Source organism: Paraflavitalea speifideaquila (assembly GCF_032395985.1).
GTDB lineage: Bacteria > Bacteroidota > Bacteroidia > Chitinophagales > Chitinophagaceae > Paraflavitalea > Paraflavitalea speifideaquila.
This window is the reverse complement of the sequence record NZ_CP135920.1, coordinates 2267401-2285307: the sequence shown is the minus strand read 5'-3', so window position 1 is coordinate 2285307 and position 17907 is coordinate 2267401. Positions and strand designations below refer to the sequence as shown.

Genomic DNA, 17907 nt, shown 5'->3' with positions numbered 1-17907 from the left:
TGATATTGCTGCCTAATTGAGCGGATTTTTGTAAAAAATGATGTATAACTCGTTGATATCCGTAGGAAAACGCAATAGTGGCATAATTCAACCGGTTGCATGAAAAGTTTCAACGGCAGTAGAAATCAATAATCCTGAAATGTCTTTACTTTGAGCCACTTATGAAAATAACGCATACCGAGATCTGGAAGTTCAGCATTCCTATGCACCCTTTTACCATTTCCACGGGCACCATGCATTTTGCACAGAATATCTTTATACGGGTACATACTGATGCAGGACTGTATGGTGTGGGGGAATGTTCGGCATTCCCAATGATTGCGGGTGAAACGCAAGCTACTTGCTTTGAGATGGCTAAGGATTTTGCGGCTCTTTGGAAGAACAAGGATGCCACCGATATCACCGGCCGGCTGGGTGAGCTGGATGCCTTTACAGCCTTCAACAGTACCATTAAAAGCGCCTTTGATATGGCACTGTATGACCTGGCAGCCAGGTTGGCCGGCCAACCTTTGTATCAATACCTGGGCGGACAGCAAAAGAAGCTGGAAACCGACCTCACCATTGGCATTGATACGCCCCAAAGATGGCAGCTACCGCTGCCGGTTTTATCCAGCGGGGTGTACGGATCATCAAGGTAAAACTGGGTAAAAATGCCCGGGAAGATGTGGAAAGGATCCGGCAAATACGGCAAACGGTGGGACCTGGTATTGGGTTACGCATTGATGCCAACCAGGGTTGGAGTTATGAAGATGCGTTGTATGCGCTACAAGCCATGGGACAATATGATATCCAATTTTGCGAGCAACCCATGCGCCACTGGAACGACCATCATTTACCTGTATTGAAAAAGCAATCGCCCATTAAGATCATGGCCGATGAAAGTGTATTTGACCACCATGATGCTGCCCGCCTTATTGCTGCTGATGCCTGTGATTATGTGAACATCAAATTTGCTAAATCAGGTGGTATTGCAGAGGCCATTAAGATCAACCAGGTCTGTGCCGATCATAAGATACCCTGTATGATGGGGGTATGTTGGAAAGCCGGGTGGCGCTTACCGCTTTTGGGCATTTTGCACTGGCGCATGAAAATGTAGTCTTTTATGATATGGATACCTGTATGCTGGGCCATAAAGCCGATCCGGTAACGGGCGGTGTACGGTATAATGGCTTCTTTGTGGAAGTACCGGATGCGGCGGGCATTGGAGCCGACGCAGACAATGGTTTCCTGGAAGGCTGTGAAAAAGCTGTGATCTAGTCGGAAAGACCGAAAGTCCGGAAGGAATGCGCTTTTTCTTCGATCGCTCCTATGGCTCCCTCTTTCGGACTTTCCCGACTTACTGACTTTCGGACTTTCCCGACTTACTGACTTTCGGACTTTTCCGACTTACTGACTTTCGGACTTTTCCCGGCTTACTGACTTTCGGACTTTTCCGACTTACGGACTTATATTTGCGCAAATTTGCAGCATGAGCCCAAAAGCAAAGACAGCCAAGGAATCGTACGTAGTGATGACAGAACTGGTATTGCCCAATGACACCAATACTTTTGGTAACCTGATGGGAGGTCGCCTGATGTATTGGATGGATATTGCAGCCGCCCTGGCTGCCATGAAGCATTGCGCAGCACCGGTGGTAACCGCCTCGGTTGACAATATTTCTTTTGAAAATCCCATTAAGCTGGGCAATGTTGTGCATATTGAAGCCAAAGTTTCCCGCGCCTTCAACTCCTCCATGGAAGTACACATGAAAGTATGGGGTGAAGATGCCATTCAACAATACCGGTATAAAAGCAATGAAGCCTATTATACCTTTGTAGCGCTTGATCCCAATGGACGTTCCCGCACAGTACCTCAACTGTTGCCCGAAACGGAAGAAGAAAAACCTTGTTTGAAAGCGCCTTGCGCAGAAGACAACTCCGGTTGATCCTCGGTGGAAAAATGAAACCCGCCGATGCAACGGAATTGAGGGCATTGTTTCAGCTATAAGGTGAGCCGCTTAAGCGCTGCTGCCGATACCCCACACAAAGCGAACCACCTTGTTTGAAGCTCGTAACACAGTATTGGCTGTTAGCTAATAGCTAAAGGCTAGCTAATACCTTTCTAATTCTTCAGTTTCTCCCGGTGGTGTGCTCCTTTCAGCATCCAGGATTTACTTTGTTCAATGGCTTCCATTAGCTGATCGAGGATCACTTCGGTAGGCGCCTCATAATCTACCTGGATGGGTGGTTTAAAACGAACGGTAAGTAAGGTGCCTCTTTTTTTGAACTTCAATCCTTTTTTATCGAAGGCCCGCCAAAAGCCATTGATCACTACAGGCACTACAATAGGTTTGGTCATTTTAATGATCAGTGCCGTTCCTTTACGGCCCGGAGCAAATGGTTTGGTAGTTCCCTGCGGGAAAGTAATGATCCAGTTATTCTCCAAAGCACGCGCAATTTTACGGGTATCTGAAGGGTCCAACCCTTTTCGCGATTCAGTACCTTCCGGCCGCCAGGTCCTTTTTACTGTAATAGCACCTGCCATGGTAAATAACCGGCTGATCCACGTGGCGCGCATGGTTTCTTCGGCGGCTACATAATATACGTTGGTAAAAGGATTGAGCAGGTAATAAGGAACACCCAGCTTATTTTGCTTTCGCCACTTCACCGCACAAAAATATGCAGGAAAGTAATTACATCTGCAAAATAGGTTTGGTGATTGCTTACAAACAATACATTCTTGCGGGGAAGGTCTTTGATGTGCTCTGTACCCGATATCTTCAACTTATTCACCAACACCAATCCCGGATAGGAAAACACACCTACAATAGCGTAGATGATCTTGCGTACTATTTGGATGTGTTTTAGTCTTTCCCAGAATGAGCTCATGGATTTGTCTTTAAAAGATGTACCGAAATTAAGGAAATGTTAATAAAACCCTATGTTTATTGATAACGGCTGCAACGTTATGTAATTGCTTTTGATCCTACATCTATCTAAAAAATAGAAGTATGAAAAAGTTTATCCCAGTCTGTTTAATTGCTTTAACATCACTTACAGGGTTTGCGCAATCAACAGCCGTTAATCCGTTCCCGAAGACGATTACAGTAACCGGAGGTGCTGTTATGGAGGTAGTACCGGATGAGATCTATGTATTGGTAGATCTGAAAGAGTATGAAAAGAAAGGTAGTGGTAAGATCAATCTTGAAAAGATCAAAAGCGACTTCCTGAATAATTGCCGCAGCATCGGACTCCCCGACTCTGCCGTTACCATCGCCTCTTATGACGGATACAATGGTAATCCCTGGGTTAGAAAAAGGAGTAAAAAGCAAGACCTGCTGGCATCAATTACTTACCAGATAAAGTTTACCAACAGCCGGAAAATGGATGAGCTGGTAGAGAAACTGGATGATGAAGCGACTCAGAATTTCAGGATTGCCCGCACCTCACACAGCAAGATCCAGGAATTCCGTAAACAACTGAAGATCCAGGCCATTAAAGCTGCTAAAGAAAAAGCTGGTTACCTGGCAGCCGCTATTGATGAGCAGGTAGGTGCAGCAGTAACGATCACCGAACCTAATGATATGATCGTACAACCTTATGAAAACAGGGTATTCCAGTATAACCTGGCCATGGATGCTGCTAAAACAGGTGGCGAAAGCACGGTGGATTTCAGCAAGATCAAATTGAGCTTTGAAGTAAATGTGGTGTTTGCCTTGAAATAATGACCGGCTAGTGACGAGTGGTTAGTGGGGCGTTTGAGTCGCAAGTAAGACTCGAACGCCCCATTTCTCATTTACCGCTTACCACTCGCCGCTTACCACTCGCTTTTTCATTAATAATTAACGAGTTCTCCACATTGACAGAGGCCTTTTTTATTAAGGGAGCCAAAGCCTTTATATTTGTCCCCCATGGCAAAAGCAGGCGAAGATACTCCCTTGATGCAGCAGCATAAGGCCATCAAACAAAGATATCCTGATGCGATCTTGTTATTCCGGGTAGGTGACTTCTATGAAACCTTCGGCGGAGATGCTATTATTGCTGCCCAGGTGCTGGGCATAACGCTTACCAAGCGGAATAATGGCGCCGCTTCAGGAGCTTCGGAACTCGCCGGTTTTCCACACCATGCCATGGATACCTACCTGCACAAGCTGGTAAAAGCTGGTTACCGCGTAGCCATCTGCGATCAGCTGGAAGATCCCAAGCAAGCCAAGGGCATCGTAAAACGGGGAGTAACCGAAATGGTGACGCCCGGAGTAGCCACCAATGATAAACTGTTAGAACACAATAGCAATAATTTCCTGGCCGGTATTCATTTTACGGATGATCAATCGGGCATTGCTTTTTGGATATTTCCACTGGTGAGTTCTTTGTAGCTGAGGGCAACCAGGAGTACATCGATAAACTGCTGCAAACCTTAAAACCTGCCGAGGTTATTTTCCAACGCAGCTACCAAAAGCATTTCAAAGAAAACTTCGGTAGTAAGTTCTATACCTACACCATGGAAAGCTGGATCTTCGATGCAGCTTATGCCACGGAAAGCCTGATCAAACATTTCGACATACGGTCGCTCAAAGGATACGGAGTTGAAGGCATGCCGGCTGCCATTATCGCTGCCGGTGCGGTATTGCACTACCTGAAAGATACAGAACATCCCAACCTGCAGCATATTACTTCCATTCAACGGATTGACCGGGAAGACTACTTGTGGATGGACCGGTTTACGATCCGCAACCTGGAGCTCACCGGCACCGGCAACGGCGATCCCGGCAATTCCTTACACAAGGTACTCGACAATACGGTGTCGCCCATGGGCGCCCGGCTGTTGAAACGCTGGATACTGCTGCCCCTGAAGGATGCCACCCGCATCAATGAACGGCTGGACCTGGTGGAGTTTTTTATCAAAGAAGTTGAATTAAGAAATAAGATCAGCCACCATATCAAGCAGTGCGGTGATATAGAACGGCTGGTGAGCAAGATACCGGTAAAGAAGATCAATCCAAGGGAGGTGATGCAGATAGCCCGGGGATTACAACAGGTATCAGAAGTGAAAAACCTTTGTGCAGGTGTAGCCGATAAATACCTGGCGCAATTAACTACTACGCTCAACCCCTGCCTGAATATTCATGATGCGATCATTAATACCATCATGGAAAACCCTCCTGTAGCCGTAGCTAAAGGAGGCGCTATTAAAGATGGCGTGCATGCCGAGCTGGATACACTACGTAAAATTGCTTCTGGCGGTAAAGAGTACCTGGTAGAGCTGCAACAAAAGGAAGCTGAAGCTACTGGCATCTCCTCACTCAAAATAGGTTTCAACAATGTATTTGGTTATTACCTCGAAGTAACCAACTCACACAAGAACAAAGTACCTGCTACCTGGATACGCAAGCAAACCCTGGCCAATGCCGAACGGTATATTACGCCCGAGCTGAAAGAGTATGAAGAGCAGATCACCGGCGCCGAAGATAAGATCATGTCCATTGAAGCTGAGCTGTATGATAAGCTGTTGCTGCAATTGCAGGAGTATATCGCTCCCATGCAAACCAATGGTCATATCCTGGCCATATTGGATTGCCTGGTATGTTTTGCCGATAATGCATTGCGTTACAACTATAAAAACCAGTGCTCCACGAAGGGCATGAACTTGATTTCAAGGAAAGCAGGCATCCGGTTATCGAACGTAACCTGGAACCCGGCAATCCGTATATAGCCAACGATATTTTACTGGACCAGGATGCCCAACAGATCATCATCCTCACCGGTCCCAATATGAGTGGTAAGAGCGCCATTCTGCGGCAAACAGCGCTTATTACGCTGATGGCGCATATGGGTAGTTTTGTACCAGCCACTGCGGCCCGGGTACCTTTAACCGATAAGATATTTACACGGGTAGGCGCCTCAGACAATCTTAGTGGTGGCGAATCGACCTTCATGGTGGAAATGAATGAAACAGCCAGCATTATCAATAATTTCACGGCACGCAGCCTGATATTACTGGATGAAATTGGGCGCGGCACCTCTACGTATGATGGTATTTCCATTGCCTGAGTATTGCCGAATACCTGCACAATGCAGGCCATGCCCCCAAAACATTGTTCGCTACACATTACCATGAATTAAATGAACTGGAAAATAAACTGCCGCGCGTTCGCAATTACCATGTTACGAATAAAGAGGTAGGCAATAAGATCGTTTTTCTGCGTAAACTGGCCCCTGGGGGTAGTACGCATAGCTTTGGTATCCACGTGGCCAAAATGGCCGGGATGCCCCCTGCCCTCATTCAGCGGGCCAATGAAATACTACACCAGCTGGAAGAAAAGCATGTAGACGAGGACAGCCCCGCTCACCAAAGTTCTTCGGTGGGGCAGTCCGTCAACAATATCTCCTCCCCAAAATTCCAACTCTCCATCTTTGATGCCCACAGTGAAACTTTTGATGATATCCGCAAGCTGCTGGACGGCATCGACATTAACCGGCTAACGCCAGTAGAAGCTTTGTTGAAATTGCAGGAGATCAAGGGTAGGATCAAATAAACTACAGGCAGACCACACTATTAACAATTATCAAAAAGTTCGTTCCACTAGAAAGGCATACAATAATGAATAATATGTGCCCGTTTGAATGACCGATAGCACTTACCTTGTTCTAATACTCTACGTACCCTTCGTTTTCGCTAATCAATGCTTTAACTATGAAAAGTCCAATGCTGATCTTTATCAGCACACCGACTGGCTTTTGGCCAATCCATGCTATTACCTTTGCGACCAGTAAAAAGATTGTTACCCCGACGACTATCGTTGTACAACACTTCCGTACTCCCCTTATCCCCTCTATCTATTGTGAATTTTAAAACAAGTATTTTGGCAATCAAGATCTACCCAACCATCATTGACAAGATCAACTGGCTATTTGTACAAACCAATAAGAAGCTGGACAATACCAGCATTGCATTATTAAGTCTTACGGGACGTAAACTGTATGAGCAGAAAACGGGCTTACTGGAGCCCGGGCAAATGGTAAGTTTTCCTTTAGAAACAGATGGCATCCGGCCGGGCACCTACCTGTTGCAATTGTTTTCGGGCAGTGACCTGATCTATAAAAAGAAGATCAGTGTGCAATGAAGTAAGACCCCAAGGTTCATTTTTTCAAATATAACTCAACCACCATTGCCCATGTGTACGCTTATAGGCACTATAGCGTTTACAAAGGGGGTATAAAAGCAGGATCACCGCCATCCACACCAGGTAAACTACCTATAGTGAAAACCAAAAGTGAGGGGTCTGAACAAGAATGGCACCTGCTGGGAGATGATGTCTTTTGCGCCATAGCCGGAAGCATAGAAAGCAATGACGGTTAAAGCATGTATCAGGAAGAATGGGAAACGGGCAATAGGAAAGGTAGTATGCTAGTTGCGAAACAGGTCTTTCAATTGATCATACAGCCTGTTATATATGGCAAAGTTACGCTGATAAATAGCCTGTTGCTGTTCATTGGGGAGAAAATATTCGGCGGCTGGTTGCGCAGCCTGGGCAAACTGCAGGTTATCATTCCTACCCAGGGCATGCAAGGCCAGGATGGCGGCTCCGGTAGCCGAAGCATCGCTCGTGGAAGAAACAATGATCTTTTTACCAAACAGATCGGCCAGCCATTGCAGCCATTGGGGAGATTTGGTGAACCCTCCGCTGGCATAAATATTGGTTACCGGGCCAATGGTTTCTTCAATGGATTGCGTTACCTGGTACAAAGCGTAGTTGATGCCTTCTACAATGGCCCGCATAAAATGGGCCTGCGTATGCCCGGCCTGTATACCGAAAAATACGCCTTTGGCAGCTGCATCCCAAACGGGCGCCCGCTCACCTTGTACATAAGGTAAAAAATAAGTCCCCGGCACCTGCCGGCGCTTGTGCCGCCTCTTGCACAAACCATTCAAAATCTTCGGTACCGGTAAAGTTGCGTTGCAGGAAATGCTCGGTATACCATTTCAACAACACGCCCCCATTATTAATAGGGCCGCCTGAAACATACCATTGTTGGGTGAGGATATAATTAAAGATGCGCGCTTTATTATCATGCTGTGGGTGTTGGGCCATCATACGTACCGCCCCGCTGGTACCAATGGTCAGGGATACATCGCCTGGTAGCATGGCCCCACTGCCTACATTGGCCAGGCAGCCATCGCTGGCGCCAAGGACAAAGGGAGTGCCTGGATCAATGCCCAACAGGACGGCATATTCATGGGCAAGGCCTGTTACTGTATGGGTAGTACTTACCGGGGTGGACAAACGCACAGGGGTAATGCCCGCTGTTGCCAACGCTTCCTCGTTCCAGTCAAAATCATATATATCAAACAAGCCGGTGGCCGAAGCGATGGAATGATCAATGAGGTATTGACCAAAGAAACGGTAAAAGACCAGCTCTTTAATACCGATAAACTTATGGGCATTTTCAAATAATGCAGGGTTTTCGTCCTTCATCCAAAGCAGCTTACACAAAGGCGACATGGGATGAATAGGCGTACCCGTTCGCTGATAGATACGCTTGCCTGCATCAGATTGCTTTAAGGCTTCGGCCTGCTTGCTGCTACGCAGATCGGCCCAGGTAATAAGATGCGTTAATGGCTTGCCCGCAGCATCTACCGCTAGCAGGCTGTGCATGGCACTGCTGAAGGCAATGGCCAGTAAAGAAGATGCCCCACCTGGCTGCATACCGTATGGATGGTTTGTACTATGGCATTGAACAATGGTTCAGGGTCCAACTCATGCACCCCTGCGTCTGAAGCAAGGGGGCTATAGGTCAAATTGGCCTGTGCCAGTATGACCCCTTCGGGTGTAATGGCGATGGCCTTGGTATTGGTAGTACCAATATCTACCCCAATGATATATTGGCTGGGTTTAGTACTCACAAACAATATACCCCAGGGTTCAATGTTGAAGGAATGGTTCAAAGTAAATGGTTCCTTAGCACCCAGGAAGAGGTTCATGGGCGATCCTACCAGGGCATTGTCTTTTATAGTAATGGTTTGCTCCTTATTGCTCAGGTTAAGGATCACCAGTACCTTATCTTTTCCTTTTTCACGCAAATAAGCATAGAGGGCTTTATCATCTCCTACGGATACTTTTCTGAAAGGGGCATCCGTAGCCAGTGCCGGGTTGCGCTTGCGCAAATCCAGCAGCCTGCCATAAAGTGCTGATCGCGCTAAATTTTTAAAGCGCATATCATCCTTTTCAAAAAAGGGAATAGCCCTCAATACCGGCTCTTCCTGGCCGCTATAGATCAATGGCAGGCTGGCCCGCATGGTTTGCGTAAGTACGGCAAAGGGTGCGTGTTTCGGACCAGGGAAGGTGCCGAAGTCGCTCTTGTTCCAACTGTTCTCATCGTGGTTGCTGGTAAAATACAAACGAACAGCTCCGGCAGGAAAGGTACTGTCCTGGCGCAGCAGCACCGTGTCCAACGATAATGCATTGCGTTCGCCCGCAGCTACTTTTTTTCATCGTCTGGAACATATCCCAGGGGTAACTGGCATCAAAGCCGGCCGTATGCAATTCGCCTTTATCTCCTTCGGCCAACATAAACACGTTCTTCACCTGGCGCAACTGCCGGATACAATCCTTCCAGAAATCAGTAGGCACTTCGCCCGCCACATCACAACGGAAGCCGTCGATATTGGTTTCCTGTATCCAGTATTTCATAGCGGCAATCATACTGTCGCGCATCTCTTTATTGTCAAAGTTCAAGTCCCGCGTATCCGACCAGTCGAAGGCATATTTGGCTTTGCCCGTACTGTCGCGGTTATAGAAGTCGGGATGACTGGTTAGCCAGGGATGATCGGCCCCGGTATGGTTGGCCACCCAGTCAACAATCACCTTAAACCCATTGGCCTGGGCTATTTGTACCAGTTGCTTAAAATCGTCCATGGTACCAAACTCGGGGTTGATGGCTTTGTAATCGGCCACCGCATAGTAACTGCCCAGTGTGCCTTTACGGTCTAATTTACTGATGGGGGTAACCGGCATGAACCAGAGTATATCCACGCCCATGATCTTCAGGCGGCGCAGGTGATCACCAAATGCTTTAAAAGTACCCTGGGGAGTAAACTGGCGTACATTGACCTCATACACATTAGATTGTTTGATCCAATCCGGGCCAGCTATCACAGCTGTATCTTTCTTGGGTGCTTCGGCCTTTTTTTTCTTCCTCTTTGGGCATCAGCTTACAGGCAGGAAGCAAAGCGGTGGCAAGGCAGACAATGACAATTGATCTATACAGCACGTACTTCATGCAAAAGAATTTGAGGAGTAAGTTAATGGATTTTGCAGAAAGGTAGGAAAAGAGAAGCAGGTTGGAAAGTTAACAGGTTAGCGGAGGGTATGTAAAAGCAAAGTGGCCCCATTTTTCAATGGCGCCCCTTTGTACTTAATATGAGCAGTATTAAAGTCTATTTTGTTACCACACGCTAACCGCTATTCACTAAATGATCTCCTTCAGCTTGGTAATTACCTGGTCAATTTCTTCCTTGGTATTGTGTTTACTGAAAGAAAAGCGAACAGTGATCTGGTTGGGATTGTTGTTGATGGCACGTATTACATGCGATCCCTGGTCGGCACCACTGGTGCAGGCGCTGCCACCGCTGGCGCAAATATTATTGATATCGAGGTTGAACAGAATCATTTCCGATTTCTCTGTCTTGGGAAAGGATACGCTTAATACCGTGTACAGGCTTTTGCCCAGTGTATCGCCATTAAAGGTTACCCCCTTTATTTGCTTTTGCACCTGCTCCATCATGTACAGCTTCAGCCCCTTTATATAGGTACTATCCTGTTCATATTGAGCAGTGGCCATTTCAATGCTTTGGCAAAACCTACAATGCCATACAGGTTTTCCGTACCGGCACGCATATTGCGTTCCTGTGAGCCCCCATGAATATGCGGTTTGATCTTCACGTTTTCGTTCACATATAAGATGCCTACACCTTTGGGGCCATGGAATTTATGTCCGGCGCCGGTAATAAAATGAACGGGCGTATTGCGCAAATCGAAGGGGAAATGCCCTACGGTTTGAACAGTATCGGAATGAAAGATGGCGCCATAACGCTTGCATATTTCACCTACGGCATGTATGTCCAGTATATTACCTACTTCATTATTGGCATGCATGAGGGTTACCAGGCATTTCTCCTCACTGCCTGCCAGCAGTTGTTCCAGGTCTTCCAGGTCTACATGCCCGTTGGGCAGTAGCTTTACATAACTCAGGGCTACTTCGCCACGGTGGTAGAGGTTTTCTACGGTATGCAGGGTGGCATGGTGCTCAATAGGCGAGCTAATGATGTGGCGGCAGCCAAGATCATGCACCGCCGCATTAATGGCTGTATTGGAGCTTTCTGTGCCGCCTGAGGTAAAGAATATTTCAGCCGGATGGGCATTCAATATTTTAGCTACTGATTTACGGGCAGTTTCAATGGCCAGCCTTGTTTCACGACCATAAGAATAGATGGAAGACGGATTGCCAAACTTTTCGGTGAGGTAGGGCATCATTGCTTCCAGTACGAGCGGGTCCAGGGAGGTGGTAGCCGCATTGTCGAAATAAATACGTGGTGTGTGGCTCATGGGGCGCAAAATTCCGAAATATTTTTTATTGTTTGCGCCCGCTATTGGGTATTGCAAATTAGTCAGGGAAACATCGGAATCACTAACAGGTTTTTAATGATCGATACGCACAGATAGAAATTATTCAATAAGCTGCCCTTATCATTAAATATCTAAAACCATCCGATTGTCCAGTAATTCAATGGGTTAAGTGATAAAATCCGGAGGTAATATAGAAGAGCCGGAAAGTCCGGACTTCCAGATTTTCCCGACTCCCGGACTTTCCCGTCTTCCCGACTTCCCGACTTTCCCGTCTTCCGAATTTCCGGTCTTTCGCTCCTCCCAACTTCAGCCTTTCCGCCTTCCAGACCAGCGGTCTTCCGGACTTTCCCGACTTCCAGACTTTCAGACTTTCAGACTTTCCCGTCTTCCCGACTTCCCGACTTTCCGACTTCCAGACTTTCCCGTCTTCCAGACTTTCAGACTTCCCGACTTTCCCGACTTTCTTTAGTATTTTCTTTGCAATGAAAGGTGGAACTTTGGCGTTATTATTGTCGGCATTTCTTGTATTTAGACGTTGTTAAAATTGCTTCATGCGTTGGATAACCTTCATATTACTGTTCTTTGCTGCGCCTGCTTTTTCGCAGTGGAAGGATTATAAGATCAATGCCAATGGAGATACCCTGAACCGGGTTGATGTGACCGGTCGTAAACAGGGCCCCTGGGTGAACCGGTTTGAAACAATGCGGGGTGAGCCTGGTTATGAAGAAGAAGGCTGGTATGTACACAACCGCAAGGATGGCGAGTGGCGCCTATTTAGCCTGATGGGTGACCTGGTAGGGGTTGAATTTTACAAATGGGGATTGAAAGACAGTGTTTGCCGGTATTATAACAAACACGGAGAATTGAGACTGGAACAAAAATGGAAAGCTATTAATCCCGATAAACAGTACGATACGCTGACGATTGAAGACCCTGACAAGTTTGATACTTACCGTACAGTGATCGTTAAAAATGAGGGCGCTTCCCTGCGTCACGGCACCTGGAAATACTACGATCCTGAAACCGGGGAACTGGCCCGCACAGAGTCCTATACATTAGGCGAACTGGACAAAAATAAAGCGCCCACTACTCCGGCCTCCACGGCCAAAAAGAAGTCACCAAGCCCAAAGAAGTATTGGACTTTGAAAAGAAGAATGCCGGCAAAAAGAAAGTAAAATTCCGCGACGGTAGTACCGGTAATTAAGCGCCTCCCCAGGGCCTTCTCACCCAATTGTTTACAACACCTCACCGATGCCTGTAGCCCTCATCAGCTTTTTCAAATACCACTTTTCAGCCATACATAACGTATCCAGAGGAAGCCATTTACCCAGGCATTCCCGGCTTTAGGAGGAATATTGGGGTGTGGCTGAACCCAAGCCTGGCCTTTTTCCACTCGTACCGAATTCTTTTCCGTTTGTATGGTTCCCCTTTGGTATCCTGCGCAAATGATGTAAATTTGATATCATATTGATACCATCTTAAAACTACTTATATGCAAAAGATCATTAAACCCATGTCGGGCTTCCTGGCTTTGTTCTTGTCTTTATTGCTGTTCATTGGGGCCATTTTCTTCTTTGTTTCCAGTAAGGAGAATAGTTCTTTCGCCGTGTATGGTTTGTTGTCATTCCTGGTCAGCCTTTACCTGTCGTTGGGCATTATCGTGATCAGCCCTAACCACTCCCGTGTATTGACCTTCTTTGGTAAATATGTAGGCACCGTAAAGGAGAATGGGTTACTGTTTGTAAACCCCTTGTTCAAGAAACAAAAGATCTCTCTGCGGGCCGAGAACCTGGAGAGCGCCAAGCTGAAAGTAAATGACAAGATGGGTAACCCCATTGAGATTGCAGCAGTAATAGTATGGCAGGTAAGTGATACTTATAAGGCCGCCTTTGAAGTAGAAAACTATGATCACTATGTAAAGGTGCAAAGTGAGGCAGCCATTCGCCACCTGGCCACTACGTATGCTTATGACCATATGGAAGATGAAACAGCTTCGATCACCCTGCGGGATGGAGGTGATAAAGTAAATGAGATGCTGGAAAAGGAATTGAACGACCGACTGGCACCTGCAGGAATCCTGGTAAGAGAAGCACGTATCAGTCACCTGGCCTATGCTGCAGAGATAGCAGGTGCCATGTTACAACGCCAGCAGGCTACAGCCATTGTAGCCGCCCGTACCAAGATCGTAGAGGGCGCTGTAGGCATGGTTGAAATGGCGCTGGAACAACTATCAAGAAAACAGATTGTAACCCTGGATGAAGAGAAGAAAGCAGCCATGGTGAGCAACCTCATGGTGGTATTATGTGGCGAAAAAGGTGCCCAACCCATCCTGAATACCGGTACTTTGTACCAATAATTCCCTACCAGGTGAAAATTCAAAAAACATCAGGCAAGATATTGTTTAGGGAAGCACAGCAGTTCCGCCAAACCTGGCTATGGGCGTTAATTATTAGTGGTACACTGATACCTGTAGTTTTGGTATCGGTACTGCTGTCCCAGGATAAAAACGTTTCCCTGTTTGAAACCATCGGCGTCATAGCCCTCGTAGCCAGTATATCAGGTATTAATATGGTGGCCTTATATATTACGAAATTGGAAACCATTGTTACGGATGCAGGTGTATATTTTCGGTGGCGGCCTTACTTACGAAAATACAATATGCTGCCTTGGGAACAAATAGCGATGATGACGGTAAAGAAATACCCTTACCTTAAATATGGCTATTCAAATAACAAGGATTATGGGAAGGTGCACAATATCGATGGTAAACGCGGAATATTGTTTGAGCTGGTGGATGGGAAACGCGTTTTTTTAGGAACCCAAAAACTGAAGGCCCTGCAATACACATTGGAACAGATCAAACCATTGCTGGTACAAACGAAATAACACGCAATTATTAAAATCCACTCAAGGTGAGTAGTAAGAAAAACTTTGTACTACGGATTGATGAAGAAACCTTCAAGGCCCTGGAAAAATGGGCCGGAGATGAGTTTCGTAGTGTGAATGGTCAACTGGAATGGATCATTGACCAGGCATTAAAAGAGAGTGGACGCAAGAAAAAGGTTGATAATCAACCACCAATGGGTGACAAAAAACGGCCCTGAACACACCGTGAACCGGGATAAACGGTATTGTTTAAGACCTGGCATATCGTATCTTTACATATCCTTAATATACACCTTAAAAACCCTCACTATGAATAAAAGTTTTCTATTTTTCTGGATACCAGTAGTAGTAGCATTCATAGGTATTTTAGCCAAAGGCTGCCAGTAAGCACATAGGATCTTAATACAATCGTCGGGCCATTGGTTCTGACGATTTTTTTGCCCACCTATCTCCCTCCAAATCATTTAATAAAAAAGCCCCCGTTGTTAGCGAGGGCCTTAATTATAAGAAAATATCAATTCGGCTTAGAATGCTTTTTTCTTCTCTTCTGACTTCTGCATGGGGTTGATGCCTGAAGACTGTCCACGGGTTTGTTGCTTTTGTTTAAACACCGTGAATTTGGAAGGTGCAGCAATAGAGCCCCAGGTATTGTTGCCTTCATTGATATCGGCAGTTTCACGATTGGGGTCCAGCTTAACGGATTCCACTTCTTTATCCTTCATGAAGGTCTTGGTCACCTTTTGCTCATTGAGGCGCCATACCTGTGCTGGGATGCGGTCAACTTCTTTGGTGCCATCCTTGAAGGTCCATTCTACAATGATGGGCATTACCAGGCCACCTTTATTGCTGAAAGTAAGTTCATAGAAATGCTTACCAGCTGCTTTTTGCTTGGCGGCATCATCAGCACCTTCAATAAAGCTGTTCACCGGAACGCTATAGCTGGTGGTATCATAAGGCTCCATACCACGGGAATAGCGCCAGTAGAAATCACGCAGGGTAGTATCCTGGTCAACCAGGAATTCGATCTTTTATCATTCCGGTTGCGCTCCTTAGATACATCGGTATCGAATGTATTTGTCATTGCTTTTTCCAGCTTGCGGGTAGAAGTAGCGCCTTCTTTCGCTGGCGGAGGATTGTAAGCAATATCTGCTTTGAAATACTTAACAGTATCCAAGGCAATATCACAGGCATCGGTACCAAAGAACCATCCTCTCCAGAACCAGTCGAGGTCTTCGCCCGAAGCGTCTTCCATGGTGCGGAACAGATCGGCAGGTTCGGGATGTTTGAAAGCCCAGCGGCGTGCATATTCTTTGAAAGCATAGTCAAACAGGTCGCGGCCCATGATGGTTTCGCGCAGCATGTTCAAACCGGTAGCAGGTTTGGTATAGGCATTGGGGCCAAAACCAACAATGTTCTCGGAATTAGACATAATGGGCTCCAATTGATTCTTGGGAAGACGCATATAGTCTACAATGGCCCAGGCTGGCCCTTTACCACGAACAGGGAATTTGTTATCATACAATTCCTCGGTAAGGTATTCTACAAATGAGTTCAATCCTTCATCCATCCAGCTCCACTGGCGCTCATCACTATTGATGATCATAGGGAAGAAATTATGACCTACTTCATGGATAATTACACCCAGCATACCATACTTGGTAGCTTCGGTATAAGAACCGTCTTTTTCAGTACGGCCATAGTTAAAGCAGATCATGGGATATTCCATACCATTGGCAGCTTCTATACTTTGGGCTACCGGGTAGGGATAAGGAATGGTGAATTTGGAATAGCTGCGGATAGTATGGGCAACAGCTTTGGTAGAGAACTTACGGTACAAGCCATAGGCCTCTTTTCCATAAAAGCTCATGCACATTACCTTTTTGCCTTCTACAAAAGTAGGCATGGCATCCCATACAAATTTGCGGCTGGCTGTCCAGGCAAAGTCGCGTACATTATCGGCCTTGAAGATCCAGGTCTTGGTAGCCTTGCTTTTTGACCTTCGGCTTTCCTGGCTTCATCAATGGTAACTACTTCTACCGGCTCTTTAGAAGCCTGTGCTTTTGTCCAACGACCCAATTGTGCTGGTGACAACACCTGGGCGTAGTTTTGGCATTCGCCGGTGCCACCTACTACGTGATCGGCCGGTACTGTCATTTGTACTTTAAAATTACCGAACGTGAGGGCAAACTCTCCCCTACCCGTAAACTGGTGGTTTTGCCAGCCCACGGCATCACTGTATACGCAAAGACGCGGATACCATTGGGCCATGGTAAAGAGGTGATTGCCATCTTCGGGAAAATACTCATAACCACCCCGGCCGCCCATCTTCATGCGGTCGGAAATTTTGTAATTCCAGTTAATGGTGAATACGAATTTCTGTCCAGGTTTCAGCGGTGCAGGCAGCTCTACCCGCATCATGGTTTTGTTAACAGTGTACTTCAGCGGCTTGGCCAGGACATCCACCATTTTAGTGATGTTGAATCCATACCCATTGTCGCCCCTGCTTTCTTCCAACTGGTCAATCGCAGCTGTATTTAACTGGGTGCCCATGGTCCTGCTGTTCTGGTAATTGGCATTGTTGACCGTGCTGTGCTCATTCTCATCCATCTGCAACCAGAGATAGGTCAATGTGTTGGGCGAGTTATTGAAATAGCTGATCACCTCACTGCCGGTAAGTTTCAAGTTGGCTTCATCCAGCTCACATTTGATATCATAATCAGCCCGCTGCTGCCAGTATTTGGGGCCGGGGGCGCCACTGGCTGTTCGATACTCATTGGGCGTTGGCAGCATAATGCCCAATTGTTCAAATTTGTTACCGTGGTTAGAGCCGGGATTGTTTTGTATGTTTTGGCCATTGGCTACACTAAACAATCCTGCGAAGGCTACTCCCACGAGCAGAGACTTTCTCATCATGTGTATTTTTAGTATATGGAAATCGTTGATATGCCCAAATCAATGAAAATACCAGGATGATGGCCGAAGCAATCCGTAGCCAGCCAATCCTTGGTAATTTTAATAACTGCACCACCACCCACGACAAGAACAGGATCACCACCACCACCAGCAATTGCGCAACTTCAATGCCCAGGTTAAAGGCCAGCAGGTGCGAAACCAGCCCCTCTTTACCTTCCAGGCTCAGGAACTGGCCTGCAAAAGCCAATCCATGGATGAGGCCAAAGAACAAAGCAAAGAAATAGATCAAGGGCAAACGCTTTTGCCGGGTTACGGCAGGCTGCGTAATATTATTGATGCAAGTGGCCGCAATGGTAAGCGGTATCAGGAACTCGATCCAGTCGGTTGAAAAATGAACATAGTTCAGTGCACTCAATGCCAGGGTAATGGAATGCCCAATGGTGAAGGCTGTGACCAGGATGACCACTTTTTCCAATCCTGCCACAGGTACCGGAGGCATAAAG

At 46.6% G+C, this 17907-nt stretch carries 22 protein-coding genes and 2 pseudogenes; 13 read left to right on the top strand and 11 right to left on the bottom strand.

Annotation, left to right across the window (positions count from 1 at the left end; genetic code table 11):
* Positions 1-161: 161 nt before the first annotated feature.
* The 4 genes from RS881_RS15790 (at position 162) to RS881_RS15775 (ending at position 1924) form a co-directional block, all read left to right on the top strand.
* Positions 162-638, top strand: a complete 477-nt coding sequence (locus RS881_RS15790; protein WP_315821953.1) for a hypothetical protein — start codon at positions 162-164, stop codon at positions 636-638.
* Positions 584-1096 (top strand): mandelate racemase/muconate lactonizing enzyme family protein, encoded by a 513-nt coding sequence (locus RS881_RS15785; protein ID WP_315821952.1) that lies wholly within the window; start codon positions 584-586, stop codon positions 1094-1096. The genes RS881_RS15790 and RS881_RS15785 overlap by 55 nt, the downstream gene beginning before the upstream one ends.
* 11 nt (positions 1097-1107) lie before the next feature.
* Positions 1108-1257, top strand: a complete 150-nt coding sequence (locus tag RS881_RS15780; protein WP_315821951.1) for a hypothetical protein — start codon at positions 1108-1110, stop codon at positions 1255-1257.
* A 211-nt stretch (positions 1258-1468) separates the two neighbouring features.
* On the top strand, positions 1469-1924 hold the full coding sequence (locus tag RS881_RS15775; protein ID WP_315821950.1) for an acyl-CoA thioesterase: 456 nt from the start codon (positions 1469-1471) through the stop codon (positions 1922-1924).
* Between the two features lie 176 nt (positions 1925-2100).
* On the opposite strand, the gene RS881_RS15770 is transcribed toward RS881_RS15775, so the two are convergent.
* Complete coding sequence (locus RS881_RS15770) at positions 2101-2646, bottom strand: lysophospholipid acyltransferase family protein (protein WP_315821949.1); 546 nt, start codon at positions 2644-2646, stop codon at positions 2101-2103.
* On the bottom strand, positions 2643-2867 hold the full coding sequence (locus RS881_RS15765) for a hypothetical protein (RefSeq protein WP_315821948.1): 225 nt from the start codon (positions 2865-2867) through the stop codon (positions 2643-2645). The genes RS881_RS15770 and RS881_RS15765 overlap by 4 nt, the downstream gene beginning before the upstream one ends.
* Before the next feature lie 122 nt (positions 2868-2989).
* On the opposite strand from RS881_RS15765, the gene RS881_RS15760 reads away from it, so the two are divergent.
* The 5 genes and pseudogenes from RS881_RS15760 to RS881_RS15740 all read left to right on the top strand — a co-directional run bounded on the left by RS881_RS15760 (position 2990) and on the right by RS881_RS15740 (position 7102).
* A complete protein-coding gene (locus tag RS881_RS15760) occupies positions 2990-3703 on the top strand; it encodes an SIMPL domain-containing protein (protein ID WP_315821947.1) in 714 nt (237 codons plus the stop codon).
* 186 nt (positions 3704-3889) lie between these two features.
* Positions 3890-4354 (top strand): MutS N-terminal domain-containing protein, encoded by a 465-nt coding sequence (locus RS881_RS15755; RefSeq protein WP_315821946.1) that lies wholly within the window; start codon positions 3890-3892, stop codon positions 4352-4354.
* Positions 4324-5691 carry a MutS family DNA mismatch repair protein gene (locus RS881_RS15750; protein WP_315821945.1) on the top strand — a complete coding sequence of 456 codons (1368 nt, stop codon included), beginning with the start codon at positions 4324-4326 and terminating at the stop codon, positions 5689-5691. The genes RS881_RS15755 and RS881_RS15750 overlap by 31 nt, the downstream gene beginning before the upstream one ends.
* Before the next feature lie 59 nt (positions 5692-5750).
* Positions 5751-6514, top strand: a pseudogene (locus RS881_RS15745) (MutS-related protein).
* 327 nt (positions 6515-6841) lie between these two features.
* The gene (locus RS881_RS15740; protein ID WP_315821944.1) at positions 6842-7102 is read left to right on the top strand and encodes a hypothetical protein; all 261 of its coding nucleotides are present in this window, start codon (positions 6842-6844) and stop codon (positions 7100-7102) included.
* Positions 7103-7386: 284 nt separating this feature from the next.
* On the opposite strand, the gene RS881_RS15735 is transcribed toward RS881_RS15740, so the two are convergent.
* The 5 genes and pseudogenes from RS881_RS15735 to RS881_RS15715 all read right to left on the bottom strand — a co-directional run bounded on the left by RS881_RS15735 (position 7387) and on the right by RS881_RS15715 (position 11509).
* Positions 7387-7872 (bottom strand): FGGY-family carbohydrate kinase, encoded by a 486-nt coding sequence (locus tag RS881_RS15735; RefSeq protein WP_315821943.1) that lies wholly within the window; start codon positions 7870-7872, stop codon positions 7387-7389.
* Positions 7835-8686: an FGGY family carbohydrate kinase gene (locus tag RS881_RS15730; RefSeq protein WP_315821942.1), complete on the bottom strand. Its 852-nt coding sequence runs from the start codon at positions 8684-8686 to the stop codon at positions 7835-7837. Before RS881_RS15730 ends, RS881_RS15735 begins: the two co-directional genes overlap by 38 nt.
* A complete protein-coding gene (locus RS881_RS15725; RefSeq protein WP_315824496.1) occupies positions 8620-9423 on the bottom strand; it encodes an FGGY family carbohydrate kinase in 804 nt (267 codons plus the stop codon). Before RS881_RS15725 ends, RS881_RS15730 begins: the two co-directional genes overlap by 67 nt.
* Complete coding sequence (locus RS881_RS15720) at positions 9353-10135, bottom strand: alpha-amylase family glycosyl hydrolase (protein ID WP_315821941.1); 783 nt, start codon at positions 10133-10135, stop codon at positions 9353-9355. The genes RS881_RS15725 and RS881_RS15720 overlap by 71 nt, the downstream gene beginning before the upstream one ends.
* Before the next feature lie 313 nt (positions 10136-10448).
* Positions 10449-11509: pseudogene (locus RS881_RS15715) on the bottom strand (cysteine desulfurase family protein).
* 647 nt (positions 11510-12156) lie between these two features.
* Here RS881_RS15715 and RS881_RS15710 point away from each other — a divergent pair.
* The 4 genes from RS881_RS15710 (at position 12157) to RS881_RS15695 (ending at position 14709) form a co-directional block, all read left to right on the top strand.
* Complete coding sequence (locus RS881_RS15710) at positions 12157-12780, top strand: toxin-antitoxin system YwqK family antitoxin (protein WP_315821940.1); 624 nt, start codon at positions 12157-12159, stop codon at positions 12778-12780.
* Positions 12781-13097: 317 nt separating this feature from the next.
* Positions 13098-13961: an SPFH domain-containing protein gene (locus RS881_RS15705; protein WP_315821939.1), complete on the top strand. Its 864-nt coding sequence runs from the start codon at positions 13098-13100 to the stop codon at positions 13959-13961.
* 41 nt (positions 13962-14002) lie between these two features.
* Positions 14003-14491 carry a hypothetical protein gene (locus RS881_RS15700; RefSeq protein WP_315821938.1) on the top strand — a complete coding sequence of 163 codons (489 nt, stop codon included), beginning with the start codon at positions 14003-14005 and terminating at the stop codon, positions 14489-14491.
* Positions 14492-14517: 26 nt separating this feature from the next.
* Positions 14518-14709, top strand: coding sequence for a type II toxin-antitoxin system antitoxin (locus RS881_RS15695; protein WP_315821937.1), 192 nt, complete (start codon positions 14518-14520; stop codon positions 14707-14709).
* A 306-nt stretch (positions 14710-15015) separates the two neighbouring features.
* Here RS881_RS15695 and RS881_RS15690 read toward each other — a convergent pair whose 3' ends face one another.
* The 4 genes from RS881_RS15690 to RS881_RS15675 are packed head-to-tail and all read right to left on the bottom strand — an operon-like array spanning position 15016 to position 17903.
* Positions 15016-15453 (bottom strand): hypothetical protein, encoded by a 438-nt coding sequence (locus RS881_RS15690; protein WP_315821936.1) that lies wholly within the window; start codon positions 15451-15453, stop codon positions 15016-15018.
* On the bottom strand, positions 15414-16394 hold the full coding sequence (locus RS881_RS15685) for a M1 family aminopeptidase (protein WP_315821935.1): 981 nt from the start codon (positions 16392-16394) through the stop codon (positions 15414-15416). Before RS881_RS15685 ends, RS881_RS15690 begins: the two co-directional genes overlap by 40 nt.
* Entirely contained in the window at positions 16379-17404 is a 1026-nt protein-coding gene (locus RS881_RS15680) for a gluzincin family metallopeptidase (RefSeq protein ID WP_315821934.1), read from the bottom strand. Before RS881_RS15680 ends, RS881_RS15685 begins: the two co-directional genes overlap by 16 nt.
* Entirely contained in the window at positions 17355-17903 is a 549-nt protein-coding gene (locus RS881_RS15675; protein WP_315821933.1) for a HupE/UreJ family protein, read from the bottom strand. The genes RS881_RS15680 and RS881_RS15675 overlap by 50 nt, the downstream gene beginning before the upstream one ends.
* Between the last annotated feature and the right edge of the window lie 4 nt (positions 17904-17907).

Bases quoted from the DNA above. Each gene is read 5' to 3' on its own strand.
- RS881_RS15775 (WP_315821950.1), top strand. From the start codon at position 1,469: ATGAGCCCAAAAGCAAAGACAGCCAAGGAATCGTACGTAGTGATGACA.
- RS881_RS15705 (WP_315821939.1), top strand. From the start codon at position 13,098: ATGCAAAAGATCATTAAACCCATGTCGGGCTTCCTGGCTTTGTTCTTG.
- RS881_RS15680 (WP_315821934.1), bottom strand. From the start codon at position 17,404: ATGATGAGAAAGTCTCTGCTCGTGGGAGTAGCCTTCGCAGGATTGTTT.
- RS881_RS15760 (WP_315821947.1), top strand. From the start codon at position 2,990: ATGAAAAAGTTTATCCCAGTCTGTTTAATTGCTTTAACATCACTTACA.
- RS881_RS15790 (WP_315821953.1), top strand. From the start codon at position 162: ATGAAAATAACGCATACCGAGATCTGGAAGTTCAGCATTCCTATGCAC.
- RS881_RS15765 (WP_315821948.1), bottom strand. From the start codon at position 2,867: ATGAGCTCATTCTGGGAAAGACTAAAACACATCCAAATAGTACGCAAG.
- RS881_RS15785 (WP_315821952.1), top strand. From the start codon at position 584: ATGGCAGCTACCGCTGCCGGTTTTATCCAGCGGGGTGTACGGATCATC.
- RS881_RS15730 (WP_315821942.1), bottom strand. From the start codon at position 8,686: ATGCAGCCAGGTGGGGCATCTTCTTTACTGGCCATTGCCTTCAGCAGT.
- RS881_RS15710 (WP_315821940.1), top strand. From the start codon at position 12,157: ATGCGTTGGATAACCTTCATATTACTGTTCTTTGCTGCGCCTGCTTTT.
- RS881_RS15690 (WP_315821936.1), bottom strand. From the start codon at position 15,453: ATGGAGCCTTATGATACCACCAGCTATAGCGTTCCGGTGAACAGCTTT.
- RS881_RS15780 (WP_315821951.1), top strand. From the start codon at position 1,108: ATGGATACCTGTATGCTGGGCCATAAAGCCGATCCGGTAACGGGCGGT.
- RS881_RS15675 (WP_315821933.1), bottom strand. From the start codon at position 17,903: ATGCCTCCGGTACCTGTGGCAGGATTGGAAAAAGTGGTCATCCTGGTC.
- RS881_RS15755 (WP_315821946.1), top strand. From the start codon at position 3,890: ATGGCAAAAGCAGGCGAAGATACTCCCTTGATGCAGCAGCATAAGGCC.
- RS881_RS15685 (WP_315821935.1), bottom strand. From the start codon at position 16,394: ATGCCTACTTTTGTAGAAGGCAAAAAGGTAATGTGCATGAGCTTTTAT.